The following is a 20,333-nucleotide window of genomic DNA, read 5'->3' as shown; positions in this document are numbered from 1 at the left end:
CGACTACGTTATACACTGCTCGAAATCTGGTCCCTAGGGCAAACTACTTCAAAGATTCGTTGATTGATTTTTCTACCCAGTATATGGTATTGGAGGCCAAACCCAATGTACTAAAGGCGATATAACCTTTTTTATCAACCACAACATGGGTTGGATAACCTTTAACGCCATATTTATTGGCTATATACCTCCCACCATCTACAATGTTATAATCAAAGGCTGTCGATTTAAGAAAACTTTTCAGATCATATTTTTCATCCAAAGCAATGGCCAGAAAAACCACATCTTTATTGTCTTTATATTTAGCTACCAGTTCATTTAACTGTGGAATTTCGCTTTTACATGGAGGACAATTTATAAACCAGAAATTAAGTACGAAAATTTTTCCAGTACTATCTCTTAAATCGTATTTATTACCATTCATATCGGTAATTCTTAAGCCATTAAACAGTTCGCCTTCCCTAAAAGAATCGCTAGCTCTTGGTTTTGGAATCTTATCCATATAAGCAGATTTCTGATCAGCCGATAACTCATAAATCAAATATTCAGGCTGACCGCTCTCGGTAACAGTCTTCCGGTTTTTAATGCCATACTTCCCCGTTTGCATCAATTTTTTCCAGGCATTAAACGGATACACCAGACCGTCTTCTCCCCTTACAACCGATTGTTCGTTCAATACATTTTTCTTGATGGAATTTTCTTGCGCATAACCAAAAAGAGCAGTAAATAAAAGAGCTATAAAGATTAGATTTTTGAACATTTTAAGATAATTTAAACCAATAAACTTTCGATTGCCAGGCGGTAACCCTTCATTCCAAACCCGGTTAAAACACCCTGACAGTTTTTTCCGGTCAACGAAACATGGCGGTATTCTTCACGGGCATATATATTCGAAATATGCACTTCAACAACAGGCGTTTTAATGGCAGCAATAGCATCTGCAATGGCCACTGAAGTATGTGTATAACCGCCAGCATTAAGCACTACCCCATCATAACTGAAACCCACTTCATGTAATTTATTAATAATTTCGCCCTCAACATTACTCTGATAATATTCGATTTCGATTGTTGGGTAAGCCGTTTTTAATTCTTTGATATAGTCTTCAATACTGGTGCTCCCGTAAATAGATGGTTCGCGGACGCCTAACAAGTTTAAATTTGGGCCGTTAATAATTTGTATTTTCATAATATAATGTTGTAACGTTGCAATGTTATAAAAATCTCAAATAAAAGCATGCTTTGGCTATCATATATTAAAGGATTTAAGTCGTACCTGAAGTTAGAGCGGTCGCTATCTGGCAATTCTGTTGATGCCTACCTGAGTGATATTGACAAATTGATCCAGTATTTTCAATCTTTGAATGATGAGCCAAAATTAACTGACATTACCATAACCCATTTAAAATCTTTTATATCATGGCTAAATGAGTTGGGGATGCAAGCAAGTACGCAAGCCAGGGTAATATCGGGGCTAAAGGCTTTCTTCGCGTATTTAATGCTTGAAGATGTGATTTCAAATGATCCAACAACATTATTGGAAGCGCCAAAACTCAGCAGAAAACTACCCGATACTTTGAATATTTATGAGATTAATGAACTTATAGCCGCTATAGACGCTTCAAAACCAGAGGGAATGCGCAATAAAGCTATTATGGAGGTTTTGTATGGCTGCGGGTTACGGGTAACCGAATTAACCGAATTAAGAATATCAAATCTGTTCCCGCAGATCGAATTTATTAAAGTAATTGGAAAGGGAAATAAAGAGCGTTTGGTACCCATTGGAGGTGTAGCCCTAAAACTACTCGATATTTACATTAACGAAGTTAGGGTGCATGCAAATATTAAAAAAGGGCATGAAGATTTTATTTTCCTAAACCGATTTGGCGCTAAGCTTTCACGGATTTCTATTTTTAACCTGATTAAAAGTCTCGCCATGGCCGTCGGATTAAAAAAACAATCAGTCCACACACTTTAAGGCATTCGTTTGCAACTCATTTAATTGAGGGCGGTGCAGATTTGCGTGCGGTTCAGGAGATGCTGGGCCATTCGAGCATTACCACCACAGAAATTTATACGCACATTGATAGAGATTATTTAAGAGAGGTAATTACGCAGTTTCATCCGAGGGCTTAGGTGTTGATGGCTAGGGTGCATAAGTAATACAGACAATTTTCAGTGCATCCTTAGCATTATTTTTAACCATACAGGAGGTCAATGTGGAAGGTTTAGAAAGTGTAAGTTTTTTACCGTACACAGAGACAGGAAACAGCGCACCAAGCGTTGATATAAGATGATTTCATTCTTTTTACATCACAATCTTTTCGCGTTTTTTCCTTTTAGCTTCTTTTACTAAATTTGCGGCAATGATTTTATATAAAACCAATGAAGAAGTAGAACTGATGCAGATCAGTGCCCTACTGGTGAGCAATACCCTTGCAGAAGTAGCTAAAATATTAAAGCCAGGTATTAGCACCCTCGAAATTGATAAACTAGCCAACGAATTTATACTTGATAATGGCGCAGTCCCCTCCTTTTACAATTATAATGGCTTTCCTTTTCATATTATTACCTCCGTAAACGATGTGGTTGTACATGGCTTCCCGAATAAAGATGAACTGAAAGATGGCGATATTATCTCTGTAGATGTAGGGACCATAAAAAATGGTTTTCATGGCGATCATGCTTATACTTTTATCATAGGTGAAGTATCGGCAGCGGTATTGAACCTGGTAAAAACAACTAAAGAGTCACTTTTTCTCGGGATTAAAGAAGCTGTTGTGGGCAAACGCATAGGTGATATTGGTGCAGCCATCCAAAACCATAACGAAAAACAGGGTTATGGCGTAGTGAGAGACCTGGTAGGCCATGGTTTAGGTAAAGATATGCACGAAGATCCGCAGGTGCCAAATTATGGGAGGAAAGGCAATGGTTTACTCTTAAGAGAAAACCTGGTGATGGCCATAGAACCAATGATCAATATGGGTAAAAAAGATGTTTTTCTGGATGAAGACGGCTGGACAATCAGAACAGCGGATGGAAGCCCTTCTGTGCATTTTGAACATGATGTTTGCGTCAAAAAAGGGGAAGCACTTATCCTTTCTGATTATGCCCCTATTGAGGCTGCAGAAAAGCAGAACAGTAACCTCAACACTTCATATTATTAGATAGGTAATAACCAGCGCATGGAGATTTTGTGGTGATTAACCTCTCCCTAAAACTCCATGCGTTCTGAAATAAAACAGTATTAACCTCAGTTTGATTAATAATATAGCTTTTGAAACGTACTGCCGATTTTAGGCTTAGCGTCGTAATGAAAGTAAAATCTAGCAGTTAAGGCCAGAATTTTATTTCGTTTCCCGTCATTCTCGCGCAGGCGGGAATCTTAAAGCGCGATACAATAGCATTAGAATTCCAAATTAAATCGGGAATAACGACGTATCAAAATATAATTTGCTTAATGAGCCAGCCTAAATTTTTTTGATACAGGCTCATGACTATCGCATTAGATAAGGGAGCTTAAAAATTCAATCATTACGATAAATACTAATCAAACTGGCGTTATTAATCAGTGTAGAACAGTTCTATCTTCTGGCATTAAGACGTAGTTAGTTACACCAATATTGCATCTGAAACTATCTCTTCAGCACTGTGTTCAAAGAGTATCTTAACCGTTTTCAGGGTAGAATCCGCAATTTCTGTTAAGGCCTCTTGCGTAAAAAAGCCTGGTGCCCGGTAAGCAAGACATTCGGAAAGCTGATTAGTCGCTGAATATCATCATCTCCAATAATACTCTCGGAAAGGTCTTTAAAAAAGAGTTGTTCTTCCTGCTCATATACATCAATTCCCAGTGCTGCAAGCTGACCTGTTTTTAGTGCTTCAATCACTTCACGTGTATTAATCAATCCACCTCTGCTTGTATTGATGAGCGTAACACCTTTTTTCATCGTCATTAAGCTGTTCGATCCGATCAGGTAATGGTTCTCTGCCGTAAGCGGGCAATGCAGCGAAATAATATCGGCTTCTTTTATCACTTCATGAAAAGGCAAATATTTTACCCCTTCACTTTGCAATGCTGTATTCACAAAAGGATCAAAAGCCAGCACCTTACAACCAAAACCAAGCATAATTTTACAGAAAGCAGCACCGATTTTCCCTGTGCCGATTACTCCTGCTGTTTTGCCAGAAAGATTGAAACCCATTAAACCAGAAAGCGAAAAATTCTGTTCACGCACACGGTTATAGGCCTTATGGGTTTTACGGTTTAAGGTAAGCAACATAGCTACAGCATGTTCTGCAACAGCTTGTGGCGAATAAGCCGGAACACGGCAAACGCGAATACCATATTGTTTGGCCGCACTCAGATCTACATTGTTAAAGCCTGCACACCGCAAAGCAATAATTTTCACTCCTTTTTGTGCCAGTGTAGCGATAACATCAGCAGTTAGTTTATCGTTTACAAATACACACACTACATCGGTACCTAATTTTATCGCGTCGGCAATATGAGGGCCGAGATGGGTTTCCCAAAACTCCAGTTCAAAATCATACTGTTTATTACAGCTTTCAAAAAAATCACGGTCGTAAGGCTTCGCAGAAAAAACACAATCTTCATATCGTTAAAAATACGGATTAAACAGGATTTTCATGTGCTGTTTTAACTTATGAGGCTTAATGTTTATTCCCAAAATCAAATAGTAGCGTGCCCTTGAAAGTTTTTCCATCCGTTTTGTTCTTCTGGCTTTGAGGCCCCAATAATAAAGCAGACTGAAACTTGGTGCCAATGGCACTTATCCCTTTCAAAAAACCGATACTCCCTTCTGGAAAGGCGGGCTCTACATTGTTATTGCTCATTGCGGCAGCTTCGCGGGCAGGTTTGTACATTTGCAGATAGGTGTCCTCATCGGGTATATAAACGGTAAACCGTGCTTCCTTATTTTCTACAGTTACCCAGTTCACTTCGGCATGATAGCCTTTAAACTCAGGGTAACCCCAGGTTTCGCCGGTAATCGAATTATTGTAATCTTTATGCCAAACCCCAAACTGCTGCCCTTTTAACCTGTTTTTCCAAACCCGGTACGGTCCTCGGCCTAGGTATTTCATTCCGGTAATTTTATCTTCAGGGTAATTAAAGGTAATGCCCATAAAATCAGCATCGCCTTGCTGCGTAAACTGGTATTCAAGTTTAACCAATTTTCCGGTTTCAAATGTCCACTTTGCATGCAAACCGCCGGCACCCTGGTAATCAGATTCAACAATATACTTTGCCCCTTCTGCTTTATGGCTAAATTTTTTCAATTCGGTATTTATACCAGCCAATACCGGGCCTTTGGATAGAGAAATAACCGTATTGCCTTTAACAACCTGCTCCAGATAACCCGATGTCTTTTCAAAATAATAGCTAATATCGCCCTGTTTAATCAGCAGCAACTGATCCTTTTCTTCAGCTATTACTGCTGAACCGGAGCCAGTCGCACCCTGCTGCGCTACAATTAAACGGGCGGTTTTTATGGGCCAGCTCCAGGTAAATATTTCTTTCTGATCAGCACTATAAGCGGTTAAATATAAGGCGTCACTTTGTGCAAACGATTTTGGCAAAGCCAGATCAAGTGTACCTTTTGCGCCAGGCTTAAGTTTGGTAGTTGTTGTACCGCTGGCATTTATAATAGCCTTTGTTCCTTTTGTATTTGCCGATGGAAAACTAACCAGTTTCCATTTAAATGTACATTTATCCAGATCGGTAAAATTGAAGCGGTTCTCTACAGCGATTTTACCTTTAAAATTACCATCAATTTTGGGCAGGTCGATAAAAACAGGAGACCATATCTCTTTTATAGCATAAAAACTACCTTCTTTCTCGCGATGTGGGCCAACAATTCCATCAGGTGCATGGTTGCCATCGCCATCGTAAATGCCCTTTTTATCTGTCCGGATTACGTTTTCATCCACCAACGCCCAGATAAAACCACCGGCACCATGCGGGTGAATCAGCATTTGGTTCCAGAAATCGTCTAAAGCTGCGCCGGCACCACCATCATACAGCGCATGCATAAACTCAGTAGGGAAGAAAACTTCCTTGCCGGTGGCTGCAGCCTTCACCATATAATTATAATCGGGGTAATGTTTGGTATCGGTTCCGTTAAATTTCTCCCAGGGATGTATTACCGTACGTTTCTGCGGATCATATAAGGCGTAGTCATTGTCGAGATCGGTATTAAAGCCGCCCTCGTTGCCATTGGCCCAAAAAATAATAGATGGATGGTTTACATCCCTGATGACCAGTTCTTTTACAAGCCTGTGCCCTACAGTATTATCGTATTTTGCCTGCCAGCCGGTTAATTCATTAATTACGTATAAACCTAACGAATCGCAAATGTCCAAAAATTCTGCGTCGGGCGGATAATGCGACATGCGGACAGCGTTCATGTTCATTTCTTTCATTAGCCTCACATCCATTAAATGTACCCCGCGACTTAATGTGCGCCCGCTTTCGGGCCAAAAGCTGTGACGGTTAACACCTTTTAAAATCATTTTCGCTCCATTAACATAAAAACCATCGCCATTACGCAGTTCAAGGGTACGAAAACCGAATTTTTGTTTTATTTGATGCACGATCTTCTGTTTATTTTTGATCCGCACCACCACCTGATATAAGTTAGGTGATTCGCTGCTCCACAATAGAGGATTGGAGAATGCAGCCTTCAGGGTTTGTACATCGTTCACTGCATTCGCTTTCATCGCAAATGTTTTACCCACATTCTCGCCATTTAATTTTTTCACTTGGGCTTCAAGCATATCATCAGCAGACAGATTTTGTCCGTAAACATCAAGCTGAAAGCTCCCGTCTGCACTCGCATTAACGGCCACCCTTTCTATAAATTTGTTGGGAACCGTTTCCAGGTAAACTGGTCTGAAAATGCCGCCAAAAATCCAGAAATCACTCGTTCTTTCAGCTTTGTTAATCGATGCATTTGCGGATACTTTATCAACTGTAACTTCCAGTAAATTTTTGTTTTCGGGTTTTAACAGTGCTGTAATATCGTATTTAAAACGATAAAATCCGCCCTGGTGCACATCACCTGCCAGTTTTCCATTAATACTGACCTTGGTATCGGTCATCGCGCCTTCAAAAACCAGGAATACTTTTTTCCCGGTCATTTTCCCGATCTTAAATTCATGACGATACATACCCTGTTCGCTGGCTTTAACTTTATCATGCCCATAGTTGTAACTCCCAAAACCCTGTAATTCCCAGTTAGAGGGCACAGGTATTTTAGTCCATATACCACTTTTTCGACCAGCGGTACAATAAAAGTCCCATTGGATGGTCTGGTCTTTATCTCTTCCGGAAAGATAGGTTTTGGTTGTTTCCTGCGAAAAGCTGGCAGAAGAAACCAACAGCAACAATAGTGGTATTAATCTTTTAATCATGATCTATTTGGCATTAGTATTAACAAGCTGATTCACAAGATAACAGAATTTGCACTCAGATGAGACAAGATAACCAGCATTTTACATCTTAACATCTGCCTAAACTTGAAGGCAACCTTTAAATCAGTAAAACTCCACTTTAAATGCCATCCCCCAACTAACCTAAATCTGCCATTCTGCCTGAGCAAAAGCATTCAAAATCAGTAACATGTTGATTACGCTGAACAGGATTAGCATCCTGTGCCGTATTTTTATGCCACACACAAATAATTCATGAGGCTATTTACTAAAACGTTTTTCATACTCCTGTTCTTTGCAGGTATTTTCACAAACAGTTACGCACAAAATTATATCGTAAAGGGTTTTGTGTTAGATACTGCAGGTTTGTCGCTACCCGGTGCAGTGGTAAGGATTAAATCGGGAAATGATAGCATTGGCACTTCGGCCAATCCCGATGGGGCCTTTATTTTGAGTAAAATCAAGTCCAGGCAATTTACTTTATCAGCCGCCTTTATTGGCTACGATACTTTTATTAAACAATACGTAATAGAAAAAGGTGCGCTTCTGAATATTACCGACATTAAACTTAAGCCTTCTTCGAACACGCTTGATGGTGTGGTAATCTCAGGGGTTCCACCGGTAAAAGTAACCGAAGATACGGTGAGTTTTAACGCGAAAGCTTTTCCGGTAAGAGATGGTGATGCAGTAGATGAGGTGCTGAAAAAATTGCCCGGCATCAAGGTAGATAAAGATGGTAATGTAACCAGTCAGGGAGCACCTGTAACCAAAATTCGCGTTAACGGAAAAGATTTTTTGGAACCGATGTAGCCACAGCGATTAAGAACCTGCCTGCTGATATCATCAAAAACCTGCAGTTTATCGACGATTACGGCGATCAGGCAAAACTGACCGGCATAAAAACCGGAGAGCCAGAAAAGGTACTGAACCTGACAATTGAAGAAGATAAAAAGAAAGGATATTTTGCCCGTGCATCAGCAGGGGTCGGCAATTCAGACCGTTACAATACCAGCATCAGGGGAAACAGCATGAAGGGGGAAAGACAAATTTCTTTTGACGGAACGTCAGCCAATGCCAATATGCGTGGTGGCGGTGGTGACGGCATCAATACCAGAAATGCCCTGGGTATTAATTATAAAAACGAGTTCAGCACCAAACTTTCTGCCGATGCGGCTTATAATTTTAATAATAATAAGAACAATACCATTAGCACTACCTATACACAGAGTGTTTTACAGGATGCAGGTCAAAATCCCATCAACCGGCTCGAAAATGCGAACAGTATTAGCAGAAGCAATAATAACAATCACTGGTTTGGAGGCAATCTGGAATACAAAATTGATACGATGAATTACCTGAAGATTTCGCCAAATTTCTCTTATAGCAACAATAGCGGAAATAGTGCGGGAGGCTCGGAGATCACCGAGGATACGCTCGCCACCAACAGGCAGAGTACAAACTTTAATACTTCTAAAAATATTAATGCTCATACCAATTTCTTTTTAACCACAAATTTGAGAAAAAGGGCCGCAACATTACTTCATGGGGAAGCATTAACTATACAAATGGAGAAAATTATAAGGATCTGTTTAATAAGTATATCAATACACATAACAATGCGGTAGATTCTGTTTTACAGAACCAGTTGAACAACCAGGATAACCGAAATTTCGGATTAAATGCTGGTGTATCATACATGGAGCCGATCTGGAAAAAAACTTTTCTGGAGGTAAACTATAACTGGAACCGTTCATCGACAAATAACTCTCGTGATGCTTATGATGTGGCAGGCGGCAATCAGGTATTTAATCCCAACCTGAGCAATATTTACGACTATCAGTTTATTACCAATAAAGTTGGCTTAAATTACCGTTACATTGGGGAGAAACTCAACTATACCCTTGGACTTAATATACAACCAGCCATATTACGTGGAGAGAACCTGAGCAACAACATCCAAACGGTTAACCGTACCTTTAATTTCATTCCTTCGGGCCGTTTTTCTTATAAATTTTCTAACCAGGAATCATTCGATATCAATTATTGGGGGCGGAACAACCAACCTGGCTTTTTGCAGCTGCAGCCGATATCAGATAATTCGAACCTGCAGAATGTAGTTACAGGAAATCCGAACCTGAAGCCCGAATTTGTACAAAGTGTTAATGCACATTATAAACAAGCCGATTGGAACGCAGGGAAAGTGATTCAGGCAAATTTTAAGTATGAGCGTACAAACGACAGGATTGTAACTACTAAACAGCGTGTGCCGGGAACGGTTAACCAGCTTACCAGCTACATCAATGCAGATGGTTATTATACCCTTCAGGGCGATTATAACATCAGTAAACCACTCTCTGCAGAACGGAAATTTACAATTGGCTATTCAGGTTCAGGTCAGCTGAACAATAACATTACTTTTACAGACGATAGCCGGATTGAAGCGCAAAACTTATCGTGGCGCCAGGAACTGGAGTTTCGGGTAGATTTAAAAGATATTGTCAACTTTCAGGTAGAAACCTCTTACTCACAAAACCTCACCAATTATTCGAGCGATAGTTTTGCTGACCGCCAATCGAACCGCTTTGAGTGTGGTATAGAAGGCCGTAATTATTTTTTCAAAGATTTAACGCTCGGCTACGATTTCAGCAAACAGATAAACTCCGGTTTTGATAACGGTGCGGTACGCAATCCAACGCTCCTGCGCTTATCAATGGAATACAAATTTATGAAAAATGATATGGCAGCCATCCGCGTGGAAGGATTCGATCTGTTTGATCAGAACTCGGGTATCTCGAGGGATGTGTTCGACAATGTGATTGTTGACAGGCAGGCGAACCGTTTGGGCCGGTATTTTATGCTTTCGCTGATTTATCGTGTGCGTAAGTTTGGTGGATAAGCAGAGTTTTCTATCTACCAAATTGTGAATGACGATTCTCACAGATTTTCTCCGCTATGGGTCGAGATCACGGAACAAGGGATGACAAATTTAGCTAAAGAATTTAGAATAAGATTATCCGTGTATTCTGTAATCTGTGGCTAAAAACAAATGGAGAAATCTATGAGCTATATCTAACTCACAGATCTCTCCACTGCGGTCGAGATGACGGAAAGAGAGATTACTACTTACAATTCCCTTAATGACCTTAACTACATAATGATAAAAAAACTACCGGATGCTCCTCCACTAAAATTTAACTCATAGATCTCTCCGATGCGGTAGAGATGACGAAACGAGCTAAAGTAAGCTTGCCGCTTATCGCTAAACTCTAACCGCCTCGCCATCATCCATCATCCATCTTACATCTTCCCTTTTCCATCCCTACTGTTTTCTCAAATAAATATTACCGTACGATGAACTTAAATCATAACTCGGACCGACACCTGGCGCTGCCGTTAAAGAAGTAAAGAAATTTTCCTCTTTCATTTCTGTCGGTTTAAGCACCATATCGGTATAAATCTTTCCATAACGGTTGGTGAGTTTAATTTTACCGATGGCACTTTGGCTGATACTGGCATCAATCCCACCATACCTTGCATCAACTTTTATAGGTCCCTTAAAATCCTTAATCTCTACGATTCCATAAACAGAACTTACCTCAGTGCTAATCCCTGCCGGAAGTTTGATGTTTATCGTAATTTCAATATCCTTAGTTTGGTAGGTTGATATTTTGGTGCCGCCTTTTTCTCTGATGTAAGCATCCAGATCAGCTTTCGAGTTTAAACGCGTTTTAATGCCATTTTCTTTTACATAATAAGCCTCTGGAATTTTATCCATATCGAGTTTGTTTTTGATGGTAATGGTTCCATCGGCACTACTTTCCTCAAGGGTAAAAGCCGAGTCGTTTTTACCATCATTGATCTTAACCGCAGCTTCAATACCAATTTCATTTTTATCCCAGCTCGAAATATGCACAACCTTGGGATAATCGAAATGGAAAGCTACTACTTCACCCTTTTTTACGGGATAAGATTTATTAATTTTGGTTTGCGAAAGGGCAATACCCGGCACCATGGCCATAAAAAGCCAATATATTATTGTTTTCATAAAAAATGCTTTATTGCCTTTGCCTCAGATAAACGGCTTTAGGCAGATGAAAAGAGAAACCTAAAGAGAGCGATTATTTCTCTCTCAGGTATACATTTTTGTAACGTGAAGTTAAGATCAGATCAGCACCACCTCCATTAATCTTGCCTTTGATGTTTTCAGAACTATGGCCACCGGTAGTGTATCCAAAAGCAGCTGCATCGCCATTTACCGTTGTTATCGTACTTACTGTTTGACCTGTGCGTACTGTAGTTACCTGACCAGCATTCTCGCTCCCACCCACCGAAGTAAAGCCATTGCGCTCTGCTTTTTCAGTTTTTTCGATCGCAATTTTTAACCCTTCTGCGGCGTAAAGTTTGCCATAACTCGTGCCCAGTTCTACGTTTGCCTTTGTATTGGCAGGAAGCGATACATCTACATAACCGTATACCGAAACAATAGATACTGGACCTTTAATGGCTTCTGTAAAAATAGCATCTACCGAACCGTAAAGTGTTTTAACATTCATCGGACCACTGTTGTTTTCGAGTTTGATTTTGTTGTAGCTGGTAGAAACCTCTATTTCGCTTTTCAGATTTTTCAGGATGATTTCGTTCTGGTACACACTGCTTTTGTTGGTAAAAACAATCTTGATATTCTGAGGTACTTTGATGGTCAATATGCCTTTTATCTCCCTGTTCACTGCGTTTACATTGATTTCGGCTCCCTTTTCAGAAACATCTATACCCAAACCTGTATTATCGGTAAAGCCCGATCCGCTGATGGCACGTAGGCCTTTTGCACGCTCATCTACCTCTTCCTTTTCTCCTTTAGGGATCGAAAATATAATTTCATTCCCGCTATAACCTTCTATTATGGCGCCTGGAATATTCAGGTTGAGCTGTCCTGAGTTTTTGTTTAATTTGTATTCTTTCTGTGCCGATGCGGATACAGCGATGGCGAGCAAAGAAAAAAGAACGATAAATTGCTTTTTCATAATTTTATTGTTGTTTACTTTTTTTATAATTTGTCTTGATTTAATAAGGCACTATAGGCCTCATCACGTACTGCTGCAAAAGTTTCAGGATTATTGGCCAGTGCATAAAGTTTTTCGCCAATTTCTGCATTCTTCATTTTCCCTAAAAAGCTTACCAAACCGAGTTGCACCATTGGATCGTCTTGCTTGTTCAACGAACTGATGAGTAACGAAGAAGCATATTTATCGGTACTGTATTTTTGCAATACATTCAGGGCAGCCAAACGCACATTGGTATTTCCATCATGGTTGAGTGTTTTCGATAACATATCCAGCATGTGGTTATTGATGCGGTTGCTTTTTTCGATTTTTAATATCGCCAACAGCCTTAAACTAGCCGAACTGCTATCTTTTAACGCTGCATATTCGTCACCCTTGCCGGTGTATTCTGGTCTTTCTTTTATAGCTTCAGGCAAACCTATTTTAACCTTTGTGAGTTGAACCGGAATATTTCGCTCACCTGAAGTCTTATTTGCTTTTCCTTCAGGCCTGATTGGTAAAGTAGCAGTAGCCCCTTTCGAATAGGAAATACTTTCTACTTGTGTTTGCGGGTAAAAAAAGCCATGCAGTAGCCGCTACCAGCACCACCGATGCTGCAACCAGCCATTTGCTGTTAAAAAACCTGATCGTTTTTACCTTTGGCTCTTTAGCCTGAACCTGCATCCGTTTAAAGCGGTCTATATCAAAGGCCGGTGCATCGAGATGATCGAATTCCTCCCGGTGCTGTTCCACAAAATCCTTTATCTGATCATTCATAATAACATTTGTCTTTTAGTGATAATAAAACACGTTTTTTTGCCCTGTGGTACTGCGTCCTCACCGTACTGGCCGAAAGTCCGAGCATTACCGCAATTTCTTCGTGTGTCATCTTTTCAAACACATACAGGTTTAAAATCGTCTTGTAACCTGATGAAAGTTCTTCGATACTTTTTTTCACATCCTCTACCCTGCAATCAAAAATCTCCAAATCATCGTTGTCGTTTCCTCCACCATCCTCCACATCCATATCTCCCAGATCAGAAAACATTATTTTTCTTTTTCTTAAATGGGAAATGGAGCGGTTAATGGCCATCCGCCGTACCCAGGCCTCGAAACTGAGTACCCCTTTTAATTTGCTTATATCGCTGAACACGGTACAAAAAATATCCTGCAGGATATCTTCTGCCTCACCCGTATGACTTACAATCCGGCTGATCGAATTATAGATCTTTTTGGAATAACGGTTATAAAGCCCGGTATAGCCTGCATCCCTGCCCTCAAGGCAGAGTGCAATTAATTCCTGATCGGTTGTCTGTTCAGCAGCGCGCAATGTTGAGCTTTTAATTTATCTTTCTAATACGTTTCTATTCTCTAGTCGCAGCATGTACAATAGTGTTGCATGTTTTTTAAAAAAAATCTAAAAAAAGTAAAATGAAGTAAATTTAATCAAACGTATAGTCAAAAAATCACATTTAAACCCATCAAATAGCTGATTATAAAATGATGTTATCCGATAATATACACCATCAAGCATTTGTTTTTAAGCACTCATCAAGGATTAAGCGTAAGGATGGACTACGGCATCAGTACAAAAGTAAAAAGCTAAAGATAAAGTGGTTTTTAGATCAGTCTTGGGGAGGCATTTGAGCATATTTCACAAAAACTCCGAAAAATCCATTTCTTCAAACTGCTGACCACCATATTCGCCTTCAATAGCATAATCGTATTCGAGTTCAAAAGAAGTAATCTCAATATCCCCGGGATCGTAAACGATTGGAAAAAACGCTCCGCCGGGTTCATCGTGCAGCTCAAAATCGCCCTGTAGTATATTACAGTGTTTGCAGGTGTTAGCCCAATAGGAAAATTGAATGGCTTTGGAAAAACTATATTTAAACTGCGGATGGACTTTTTTAAAATGCTCCATCGCAGGAGGATCCGCACTCTGGAGGTAACTGAACAGTGTTGGACTTTCGCCTTTAACCCATGCAACCTCATTACCATCAGGATTATCTTCATTAACTTCTTCTAAATGATAATAATTTACCGCAGCCGGAGCCATTACAGGTGTTTTTTGTCCGCATTTCCAGCAAATCCTTGTGGCTTTGGCCAGTAGATAAGGTTTTCTTACAATGCAATCTAAACGCCCGGCAGGAATCCATTTCGCAAAACGATTGATATCTGCAATGTGATCGGGAATCACCCACTTTTTAATTTCAATGAGCCAATAAGCCCCGAGCGCTTTCGCCTCGTCTTTATCAGCAAAGGGAACGTTAAGAATATAAGGCATGTTTTGGTTAAGCTTGCAGAACGAAAATAATTAAAATCCGGGTATTAGTATAGTGAAATTTAACTATTGGAAAATGTTTGTTGGTTCATTGGTCATTGGTTCATTAGTTAGCATGGCGCCATAACCCCAACCTAAATATCATTAATTTAAGCACCGAGGTAATCAGATTGATAAATCGCAAATAAATGCTCTTCAACTACGCTCAGGGTAACATCTTTTTACGATTTACCGCTTAACTTAATGACATTGATTTAACCTACACATCAAACTCCTGCAGATTACACTGATTAGTGCAGAATTCATTACATCATCCGTGTTCCACCTCTTCCACCCTCACAATCCTATTCCTTTTCTACTCCCGATTTGGTAGCTACTGGTTTTTTACGCCTGAAAACGGGGAAAGTCATCGGGCTTTTAGCCGGGCGTTCATCTCCCAGTAACACTCCCCATTGTTTGAATGATTCTGTACGATCGAAGATAATTTTAAGTACGGCCACAATAGGCAGCGCCAGGAACATCCCGGAAACACCTGCAATGCTGCCGCCAATAAATACCCCGAGGATGGAAAATAAAGCATTAATCTTTACTTTAGAACCCACAATACGTGGCATAAGTATGTTGTTATCCAAAAACTGAACAAACGCAATCACCCCTAGAACAGTAAGCACCGGCCATAATTCTTGCGATGAGGTAAGCGTAAGCAGCACTCCTATCAAATTACCAATTAAGGCGCCCACGTAAGGGATCAGGTTTAATATGGCAAAAATTACGCCGATTAACAAGGCATGTTTTATACCGATTAACATCAATATACCGCCCAATAAGATGGTCATATAGGTGATCTGGATTAACAGTCCGATCAGGTAGCTTTTAATAATCGATTCGGTTTCATAAATGGCTTCCTTCACTTTAGGGTGGTCATCTGCTTTAAACCACATAAATATAAAGCGCAGTATAATATCTTTATAAAAAAGCATCAGGTAAATATAAATAGGCAATAACCCTATAAATACAAAAATGCCACTTAAGGTAACCGCAGCACCGCCTGCAAGCGAGGTGCCCATATTCATTAAATCATCGCTTTTAGTCTGTATAAAGGCCTTTTGCTGTTTATCATTATAATGGGTAATTCGGCTGATCCAATCGCTTAGCGAATTGATATGTTGTGTTACATTTGCCTTTATCTGTGGAAAATCTTTAACCAAAATGCCAATCTGGTTCGAAAAAAACCAAATAATCAGAGCCACAAAAATGGCCACTAATAAAATGGGTAAGATAATGGCTAACGATTCGGGTACTTTTTTCTTTTTAAAAAGCGATACAGTGGAAGCAACATGATGCTGATGAAAAAAGCCATCAATATTGGCATGATAATGTCTCGTCCGATTACCATTACGGCTGCAATAGCCATTAGCCCCAATAATTCTATCGATCGTTTTACGGTCAGGGGTAAATTATTCGTCATAAAAAGCTTATTCTGATTTGAAATTTAAACACAGCCGGTGTTAAAATGTTTTAAGATAAACTTTAATATTGAAAAGCGGAACGAGTTTATAGTCCGAAGTCAATTAACAGATTAACCAGTTTTGAAGTGAGTGCCTGGCGTTGAGAGTCAATTAATCGATTCCCCCTCGATAAGTCACACTGAGCGGAGTCGAAGGGCTGCTAGTTGATTTGGCGTTGAGTGATTTGCGTTTGGCGTCAATTAACCAATTTCAACAGTTAACCGGTTAACCAATGCTTAAAAAAATTACTTCCCTTACACCATATACCCACAGATTAGCCTTATTTTTGTAGCTTTATTACCGCACATGAACAATCAAGATACCATTATTGCTTTATCTACTCCTTCAGGTTCAGGCGCCATTGGCGTTATCCGTTTATCTGGCCCGGAGGCCATTTCACTTGCCAATGCCGTATTTACAGGGAAAGATTTAGAAAAGCAGGCCTCGCATACCTTGCATTTTGGCCTGGTTAAAGATGGCGATCATATTGTAGATGAAGTGGTGGCAGGTTTATTTGTTGCGCCAAAATCGTATACCAAAGAAAACGTGGTAGAAATTTCCTGCCATGGCTCTAACTACATTATCCAACAGATTATTAACCTCTTAATCAGCAAAGGTGCCCGTGCTGCCAAACCCGGCGAATTTACTTTGCGCGCTTTTTTAAACGGAGCTTTTGATCTGAGCCAGGCAGAAGCAGTTGCCGATTTAATTGCCTCCAATTCCAGAGCCTCGCATGATGTGGCCATGCAACAGATGCGCGGTGGCTTCGCCAACGAATTAAAGGGTTTACGCGAACAACTGATCCATTTTGCTTCCATGATCGAGCTCGAACTCGATTTTGCCGAAGAGGATGTAGAGTTTGCCAACCGCGAACAGCTAAAATACCTGGTGAACAAAATCAATTACGTTTTACAACGTTTAATCTCCTCTTTCGAAATGGGAAATGTGATTAAAAATGGGGTGCCCATTGTTATTGCAGGTAAACCTAATGTGGGTAAATCAACCCTGTTAAATGCCCTCCTGAACGAAGAACGCGCTATAGTTTCTGATATTGCCGGCACCACACGCGATACCATTGAAGACGAACTCACCATTGGCGGCATTGTTTTCCGTTTTATTGATACTGCCGGAATCCGCGATACCGCAGATATTATTGAAGCTTTAGGGGTAGAACGCACACTAGAGAAAATGAAACAGGCCAAACTGATCATTTATATGGCCGATGCCGCTCAAAGTATTTCAGAAATTGAAGAACAGATCAGGGGTTTGGCACAGCTGGCTATCCCCTACTTAATTTTAGTCAATAAAGCCGATCTCCTTGCTCATGCGCAACGTAAAGCTTTCGAAGCTTTAAATGTTGTTTTTATCTCTGCCAAAGAGAAACAGGGCATCGACGAATTAAAAAACACTTTACTGGAGCAGGTTAACTTGCAACACATTAATACCAGCGAAACCCTGGTGACTAATATCCGCCATGTAGAAGCGTTAAAACAAACCGAACATGCGCTGCAAAGGGTTTTGGCCAATGTAGATAATCCGGTTACCTCCGATTTTTTAGCCATGGACATTAAACAGGCGCTGCATTATCTGGGTGAGATAACCGGTACAGTAACTACCGATGATTTGCTGGAGAATATATTTACGAAGTTCTGTATCGGCAAATAATCCCTAAAAACAACCACTAATTTCGACAACTTATGACAATTAACAGTCTGATTGTTAATAAGTTATGTTAATATTTCCACTTCAATTTCTTGGAGGTTTACCACTATTTTTCGCATTTTTGTTGCTCATTTGTTGCTCGTGCGACTCAAATTTTTCCCAAAAAAATCATGGGTGAAATGATGTCGCTTATCGACACTTAACGACACTAAAAAACATTAAACAGTACTAATAGCCCACTATTTTAGGGGAAATTACCACTGATGTTTAGGCGTCTAAATTCCTGTCGACTTGCAGCAGATGCAGCAAAAAAGGATGAAATGAGTAGCAATATAACAGTTGAGCGAATCTGCGAACACTGCGGTAAGACATTCTTGGCAAAAACTACGGTCACTAAGTACTGCAGCTTGAATTGTAACAGGCGGCATTACAAACAAAAAATCCTTAATGTAAAGATTTCTGCCAGCAATGAACAAACGCTTAGTACTCGTATAAAAGCCATTAATGACCAGCCCGCAGAGTTCCTTACGGTGAAACAGGCTGCGCGCCTGCTTCATTGCAGTGAGAGGATTATTTATCAGCAGACAAGAATGGCAGGATTAAAGCAATCCAGTTCAGCGAACGGAAAACACTGATCAAGAGAAAGCATTTGGATAAGGCATTTAAACAGGTCAACTTTCAGCCGGTTCAGCGTACTGAAAGAACGAAAAACCCTGCTCTGGTCTACTGTATAAGTATGGCTGATGCCCAACAGCATTTTGGTATATCAGAAAAAGCACTTTATGACCTGGTCAAACGGAATGATCTTGAAGTATTCTCTAACGGAAAATAAATCATCATATACATACTATAAAGTAAGCCATTCCATAAATTTTTCAGCTATGGATTGTGTATTTCAGTAAAAGTGGTTCATCATGGTTTACACAAAGAATATTTTTCTTTGCGTAACTTTATACACCAGTATCATAATTTAATTCATTGTTATCATTTATTTTGTTGTACCATGCGGAGAAAGTACTGCTTTTTTTGAATCCTAGTTCCGCCGATAATTGCTTAACAGTCTTTTCACTTCCCGACAACATTCCAGATACGTAATTCATTTGCAGGTTCCTGAAATATTTAAGAGGTGTCATCCCATGGGCTTTTTTAAAATCGCGTTTAAGCTTAGAAACGGATATACCACAGCCATCTGCAAGAGCAACAACCCCCGGAAATTTATGAGGAAAATGTTGTTCAAGAATTTTCGTAGCTTTCAACATTATATAGGCATTTTTTTCTGTTGATGTATTGTCGGAATGATTTTGTGATATAGATAGTTTTAAAAAAAAGCAGTCAGCTCAAATAACATACTAAAAAGTGACGCCCGATAATGGTAGCTTTTCCGCTCAAAGCGCAAAATAGCAAAGAGACGATCTTGTAAAAATAATTCTGCTCTTATCGCTGAACGATGGGACAATGTACGGGTAAATTTACCAAAGATATTATCTGAATCGTCGCTCGGGTTAGCTAGCCTTTCCAGGTAATTATTTGCAAAGATTAACTTGCAGCATCTCAACGTAGTCCCTTTCTCGAGGTAAATCTCACTAGTAGTTCCCGGACTCGAAAAAAAACGTAATTATTTGCCCAATCAATATCCCTGCCATCAAAGTATCCTATTTTTTTGGAGCTGGAAAGAATATTTACCGATGAGTAACCCCTCAGCCCCTTCTTTGTCTCTAAAATGTAGTGGTTATTGTGTTTAATACGAATTTCCATCGCCAGCATCCAGAAACCATCACTTATTTTTTCGTAGAAAACCTCGCACCAGCAGTTTTTGTCATCTAAGTAGAAATGATGCCCGGCTACTAACTCGGTATAGCTTGGTTGTAGCCTGAAATAACGCGGATAAATATAAGGCGCTATTCTGTTAAGTCTGATGTTTTGCCATTTTAATGGTAAGGCTTTCATATTTTTTAGATATTAATGGAAATCCCTGTAAATTGATTTTTATTCATACCTAATGTGTATTGATGAGGCTATTTAGCATAACATAAATTACGGCTCTACATTAAACTAGATAATCATCTTAATATCAGCGATTTATTTCTATAACCTACTTTTTTTATTGTTGACTATTCGCCACTGTTTACGCAGACAACAATAACATATATAATTTTTTACAGGGAGCCAGAATAGTACTGTTTTCATAAATATTGTGCGCGGTATACGTGTAAGCTCAGTACCACATTTGCGACAACATGGTTTTGGTACATTGTCCGTTGGAGGAGTAAAAGTCAATTCATTATTCATGAGTTAATAGCCTATTATTTAAGTGCAATAGTAAGCAAACACTGTATGCTAATAAAGTCCAAATGGTACCCAATAAGCCCTATTAAAATCCACCCATGATAAA

18 protein-coding genes and 2 pseudogenes are annotated in these 20,333 nt (G+C 39.7%); 7 read left to right on the top strand and 13 right to left on the bottom strand.

Annotated elements, in window-relative coordinates; all coding sequences use genetic code 11:
- Positions 1-43: 43 nt before the first annotated feature.
- Together ACQ86H_RS13345 and aroQ are read right to left on the bottom strand one after the other, a co-directional pair.
- On the bottom strand, positions 44-760 hold the full coding sequence (locus tag ACQ86H_RS13345; RefSeq protein WP_431295152.1) for a TlpA family protein disulfide reductase: 717 nt from the start codon (positions 758-760) through the stop codon (positions 44-46).
- Positions 761-771: 11 nt separating this feature from the next.
- Entirely contained in the window at positions 772-1,188 is a 417-nt protein-coding gene (aroQ, locus tag ACQ86H_RS13340) for a type II 3-dehydroquinate dehydratase (RefSeq protein ID WP_138821317.1), read from the bottom strand.
- Positions 1,189-1,236: 48 nt separating this feature from the next.
- Between aroQ and xerD the strand changes: the two are divergent.
- Together xerD and map are read left to right on the top strand one after the other, a co-directional pair.
- Positions 1,237-2,135: pseudogene (xerD, locus tag ACQ86H_RS13335) on the top strand (site-specific tyrosine recombinase XerD).
- A gap of 230 nt (positions 2,136-2,365) precedes the next feature.
- Positions 2,366-3,166, top strand: a complete 801-nt coding sequence (map, locus tag ACQ86H_RS13330) for a type I methionyl aminopeptidase (protein WP_138821319.1) — start codon at positions 2,366-2,368, stop codon at positions 3,164-3,166.
- Between the two features lie 534 nt (positions 3,167-3,700).
- On the opposite strand, the pseudogene ACQ86H_RS13325 reads toward map, so the two are convergent.
- Both ACQ86H_RS13325 and ACQ86H_RS13320 read right to left on the bottom strand, forming a co-directional pair.
- Positions 3,701-4,540: pseudogene (locus ACQ86H_RS13325) on the bottom strand (2-hydroxyacid dehydrogenase); the annotation flags it as partial.
- A gap of 130 nt (positions 4,541-4,670) precedes the next feature.
- Positions 4,671-7,430: a glycoside hydrolase family 2 protein gene (locus tag ACQ86H_RS13320; RefSeq protein ID WP_431295151.1), complete on the bottom strand. Its 2,760-nt coding sequence runs from the start codon at positions 7,428-7,430 to the stop codon at positions 4,671-4,673.
- Between the two features lie 273 nt (positions 7,431-7,703).
- Between ACQ86H_RS13320 and ACQ86H_RS13315 the strand changes: the two genes are divergently transcribed.
- From ACQ86H_RS13315 to ACQ86H_RS13305, 3 genes are all read left to right on the top strand, one after another.
- On the top strand, positions 7,704-8,258 hold the full coding sequence (locus tag ACQ86H_RS13315; protein WP_431295150.1) for a carboxypeptidase-like regulatory domain-containing protein: 555 nt from the start codon (positions 7,704-7,706) through the stop codon (positions 8,256-8,258).
- Between the two features lie 218 nt (positions 8,259-8,476).
- Entirely contained in the window at positions 8,477-9,073 is a 597-nt protein-coding gene (locus ACQ86H_RS13310; protein ID WP_431295149.1) for a hypothetical protein, read from the top strand.
- Positions 8,983-10,344: an outer membrane beta-barrel protein gene (locus ACQ86H_RS13305; protein ID WP_431295393.1), complete on the top strand. Its 1,362-nt coding sequence runs from the start codon at positions 8,983-8,985 to the stop codon at positions 10,342-10,344. The genes ACQ86H_RS13310 and ACQ86H_RS13305 overlap by 91 nt, the downstream gene beginning before the upstream one ends.
- Before the next feature lie 423 nt (positions 10,345-10,767).
- Here ACQ86H_RS13305 and ACQ86H_RS13300 read toward each other — a convergent pair whose 3' ends face one another.
- The 7 genes from ACQ86H_RS13300 to ACQ86H_RS13270 form a co-directional block, all read right to left on the bottom strand.
- Entirely contained in the window at positions 10,768-11,493 is a 726-nt protein-coding gene (locus ACQ86H_RS13300) for a hypothetical protein (protein WP_431295148.1), read from the bottom strand.
- A gap of 73 nt (positions 11,494-11,566) precedes the next feature.
- Positions 11,567-12,469 (bottom strand): DUF4097 family beta strand repeat-containing protein, encoded by a 903-nt coding sequence (locus ACQ86H_RS13295; RefSeq protein WP_138821324.1) that lies wholly within the window; start codon positions 12,467-12,469, stop codon positions 11,567-11,569.
- Between the two features lie 23 nt (positions 12,470-12,492).
- The gene (locus ACQ86H_RS13290) at positions 12,493-12,924 is read right to left on the bottom strand and encodes a HEAT repeat domain-containing protein (protein WP_431295147.1); all 432 of its coding nucleotides are present in this window, start codon (positions 12,922-12,924) and stop codon (positions 12,493-12,495) included.
- Between the two features lie 67 nt (positions 12,925-12,991).
- Positions 12,992-13,264, bottom strand: a complete 273-nt coding sequence (locus tag ACQ86H_RS13285) for a hypothetical protein (RefSeq protein ID WP_431295146.1) — start codon at positions 13,262-13,264, stop codon at positions 12,992-12,994.
- Complete coding sequence (locus tag ACQ86H_RS13280) at positions 13,257-13,817, bottom strand: RNA polymerase sigma factor (RefSeq protein WP_431295145.1); 561 nt, start codon at positions 13,815-13,817, stop codon at positions 13,257-13,259. Before ACQ86H_RS13280 ends, ACQ86H_RS13285 begins: the two co-directional genes overlap by 8 nt.
- A gap of 324 nt (positions 13,818-14,141) precedes the next feature.
- Positions 14,142-14,774 (bottom strand): DUF5710 domain-containing protein, encoded by a 633-nt coding sequence (locus tag ACQ86H_RS13275; protein WP_431295144.1) that lies wholly within the window; start codon positions 14,772-14,774, stop codon positions 14,142-14,144.
- Positions 14,775-15,115: 341 nt separating this feature from the next.
- Positions 15,116-16,042: an AI-2E family transporter gene (locus ACQ86H_RS13270; RefSeq protein ID WP_431295392.1), complete on the bottom strand. Its 927-nt coding sequence runs from the start codon at positions 16,040-16,042 to the stop codon at positions 15,116-15,118.
- Positions 16,043-16,117: 75 nt separating this feature from the next.
- On the opposite strand from ACQ86H_RS13270, the gene ACQ86H_RS13265 reads away from it, so the two are divergent.
- Entirely contained in the window at positions 16,118-16,255 is a 138-nt protein-coding gene (locus tag ACQ86H_RS13265; RefSeq protein WP_431295143.1) for a hypothetical protein, read from the top strand.
- 330 nt (positions 16,256-16,585) lie between these two features.
- Entirely contained in the window at positions 16,586-17,944 is a 1,359-nt protein-coding gene (gene mnmE, locus ACQ86H_RS13260; protein ID WP_431295142.1) for a tRNA uridine-5-carboxymethylaminomethyl(34) synthesis GTPase MnmE, read from the top strand.
- A 947-nt stretch (positions 17,945-18,891) separates the two neighbouring features.
- On the opposite strand, the gene ACQ86H_RS13255 is transcribed toward mnmE, so the two are convergent.
- A complete protein-coding gene (locus tag ACQ86H_RS13255) occupies positions 18,892-19,200 on the bottom strand; it encodes a helix-turn-helix domain-containing protein (RefSeq protein WP_431295141.1) in 309 nt (102 codons plus the stop codon).
- A gap of 292 nt (positions 19,201-19,492) precedes the next feature.
- A complete protein-coding gene (locus ACQ86H_RS13250) occupies positions 19,493-19,888 on the bottom strand; it encodes a hypothetical protein (RefSeq protein WP_431295140.1) in 396 nt (131 codons plus the stop codon).
- Positions 19,889-20,333 lie beyond the last annotated feature (445 nt).

It is taken from the genome of Pedobacter sp. P26 (assembly GCF_050632135.1).
Taxonomy (GTDB): Bacteria; Bacteroidota; Bacteroidia; order Sphingobacteriales; family Sphingobacteriaceae; genus Pedobacter.
This window is presented reverse-complemented; position numbering and strand designations above follow the sequence as displayed.

Excerpts from the sequence above, each read along its gene's own strand:
- ACQ86H_RS13345 (WP_431295152.1), bottom strand. The coding sequence starts at position 760 with ATGTTCAAAAATCTAATCTTTATAGCTCTTTTATTTACTGCTCTTTTT.
- aroQ (WP_138821317.1), bottom strand. The coding sequence starts at position 1,188 with ATGAAAATACAAATTATTAACGGCCCAAATTTAAACTTGTTAGGCGTC.
- map (WP_138821319.1), top strand. The coding sequence starts at position 2,366 with ATGATTTTATATAAAACCAATGAAGAAGTAGAACTGATGCAGATCAGT.
- ACQ86H_RS13320 (WP_431295151.1), bottom strand. The coding sequence starts at position 7,430 with ATGATTAAAAGATTAATACCACTATTGTTGCTGTTGGTTTCTTCTGCC.
- ACQ86H_RS13315 (WP_431295150.1), top strand. The coding sequence starts at position 7,704 with ATGAGGCTATTTACTAAAACGTTTTTCATACTCCTGTTCTTTGCAGGT.
- ACQ86H_RS13310 (WP_431295149.1), top strand. The coding sequence starts at position 8,477 with ATGAAGGGGGAAAGACAAATTTCTTTTGACGGAACGTCAGCCAATGCC.
- ACQ86H_RS13300 (WP_431295148.1), bottom strand. The coding sequence starts at position 11,493 with ATGAAAACAATAATATATTGGCTTTTTATGGCCATGGTGCCGGGTATT.
- ACQ86H_RS13295 (WP_138821324.1), bottom strand. The coding sequence starts at position 12,469 with ATGAAAAAGCAATTTATCGTTCTTTTTTCTTTGCTCGCCATCGCTGTA.
- ACQ86H_RS13285 (WP_431295146.1), bottom strand. The coding sequence starts at position 13,264 with ATGAATGATCAGATAAAGGATTTTGTGGAACAGCACCGGGAGGAATTC.
- ACQ86H_RS13275 (WP_431295144.1), bottom strand. The coding sequence starts at position 14,774 with ATGCCTTATATTCTTAACGTTCCCTTTGCTGATAAAGACGAGGCGAAA.
- ACQ86H_RS13265 (WP_431295143.1), top strand. The coding sequence starts at position 16,118 with ATGAAAAAAGCCATCAATATTGGCATGATAATGTCTCGTCCGATTACC.
- mnmE (WP_431295142.1), top strand. The coding sequence starts at position 16,586 with ATGAACAATCAAGATACCATTATTGCTTTATCTACTCCTTCAGGTTCA.
- ACQ86H_RS13255 (WP_431295141.1), bottom strand. The coding sequence starts at position 19,200 with ATGTTGAAAGCTACGAAAATTCTTGAACAACATTTTCCTCATAAATTT.
- ACQ86H_RS13250 (WP_431295140.1), bottom strand. The coding sequence starts at position 19,888 with ATGAAAGCCTTACCATTAAAATGGCAAAACATCAGACTTAACAGAATA.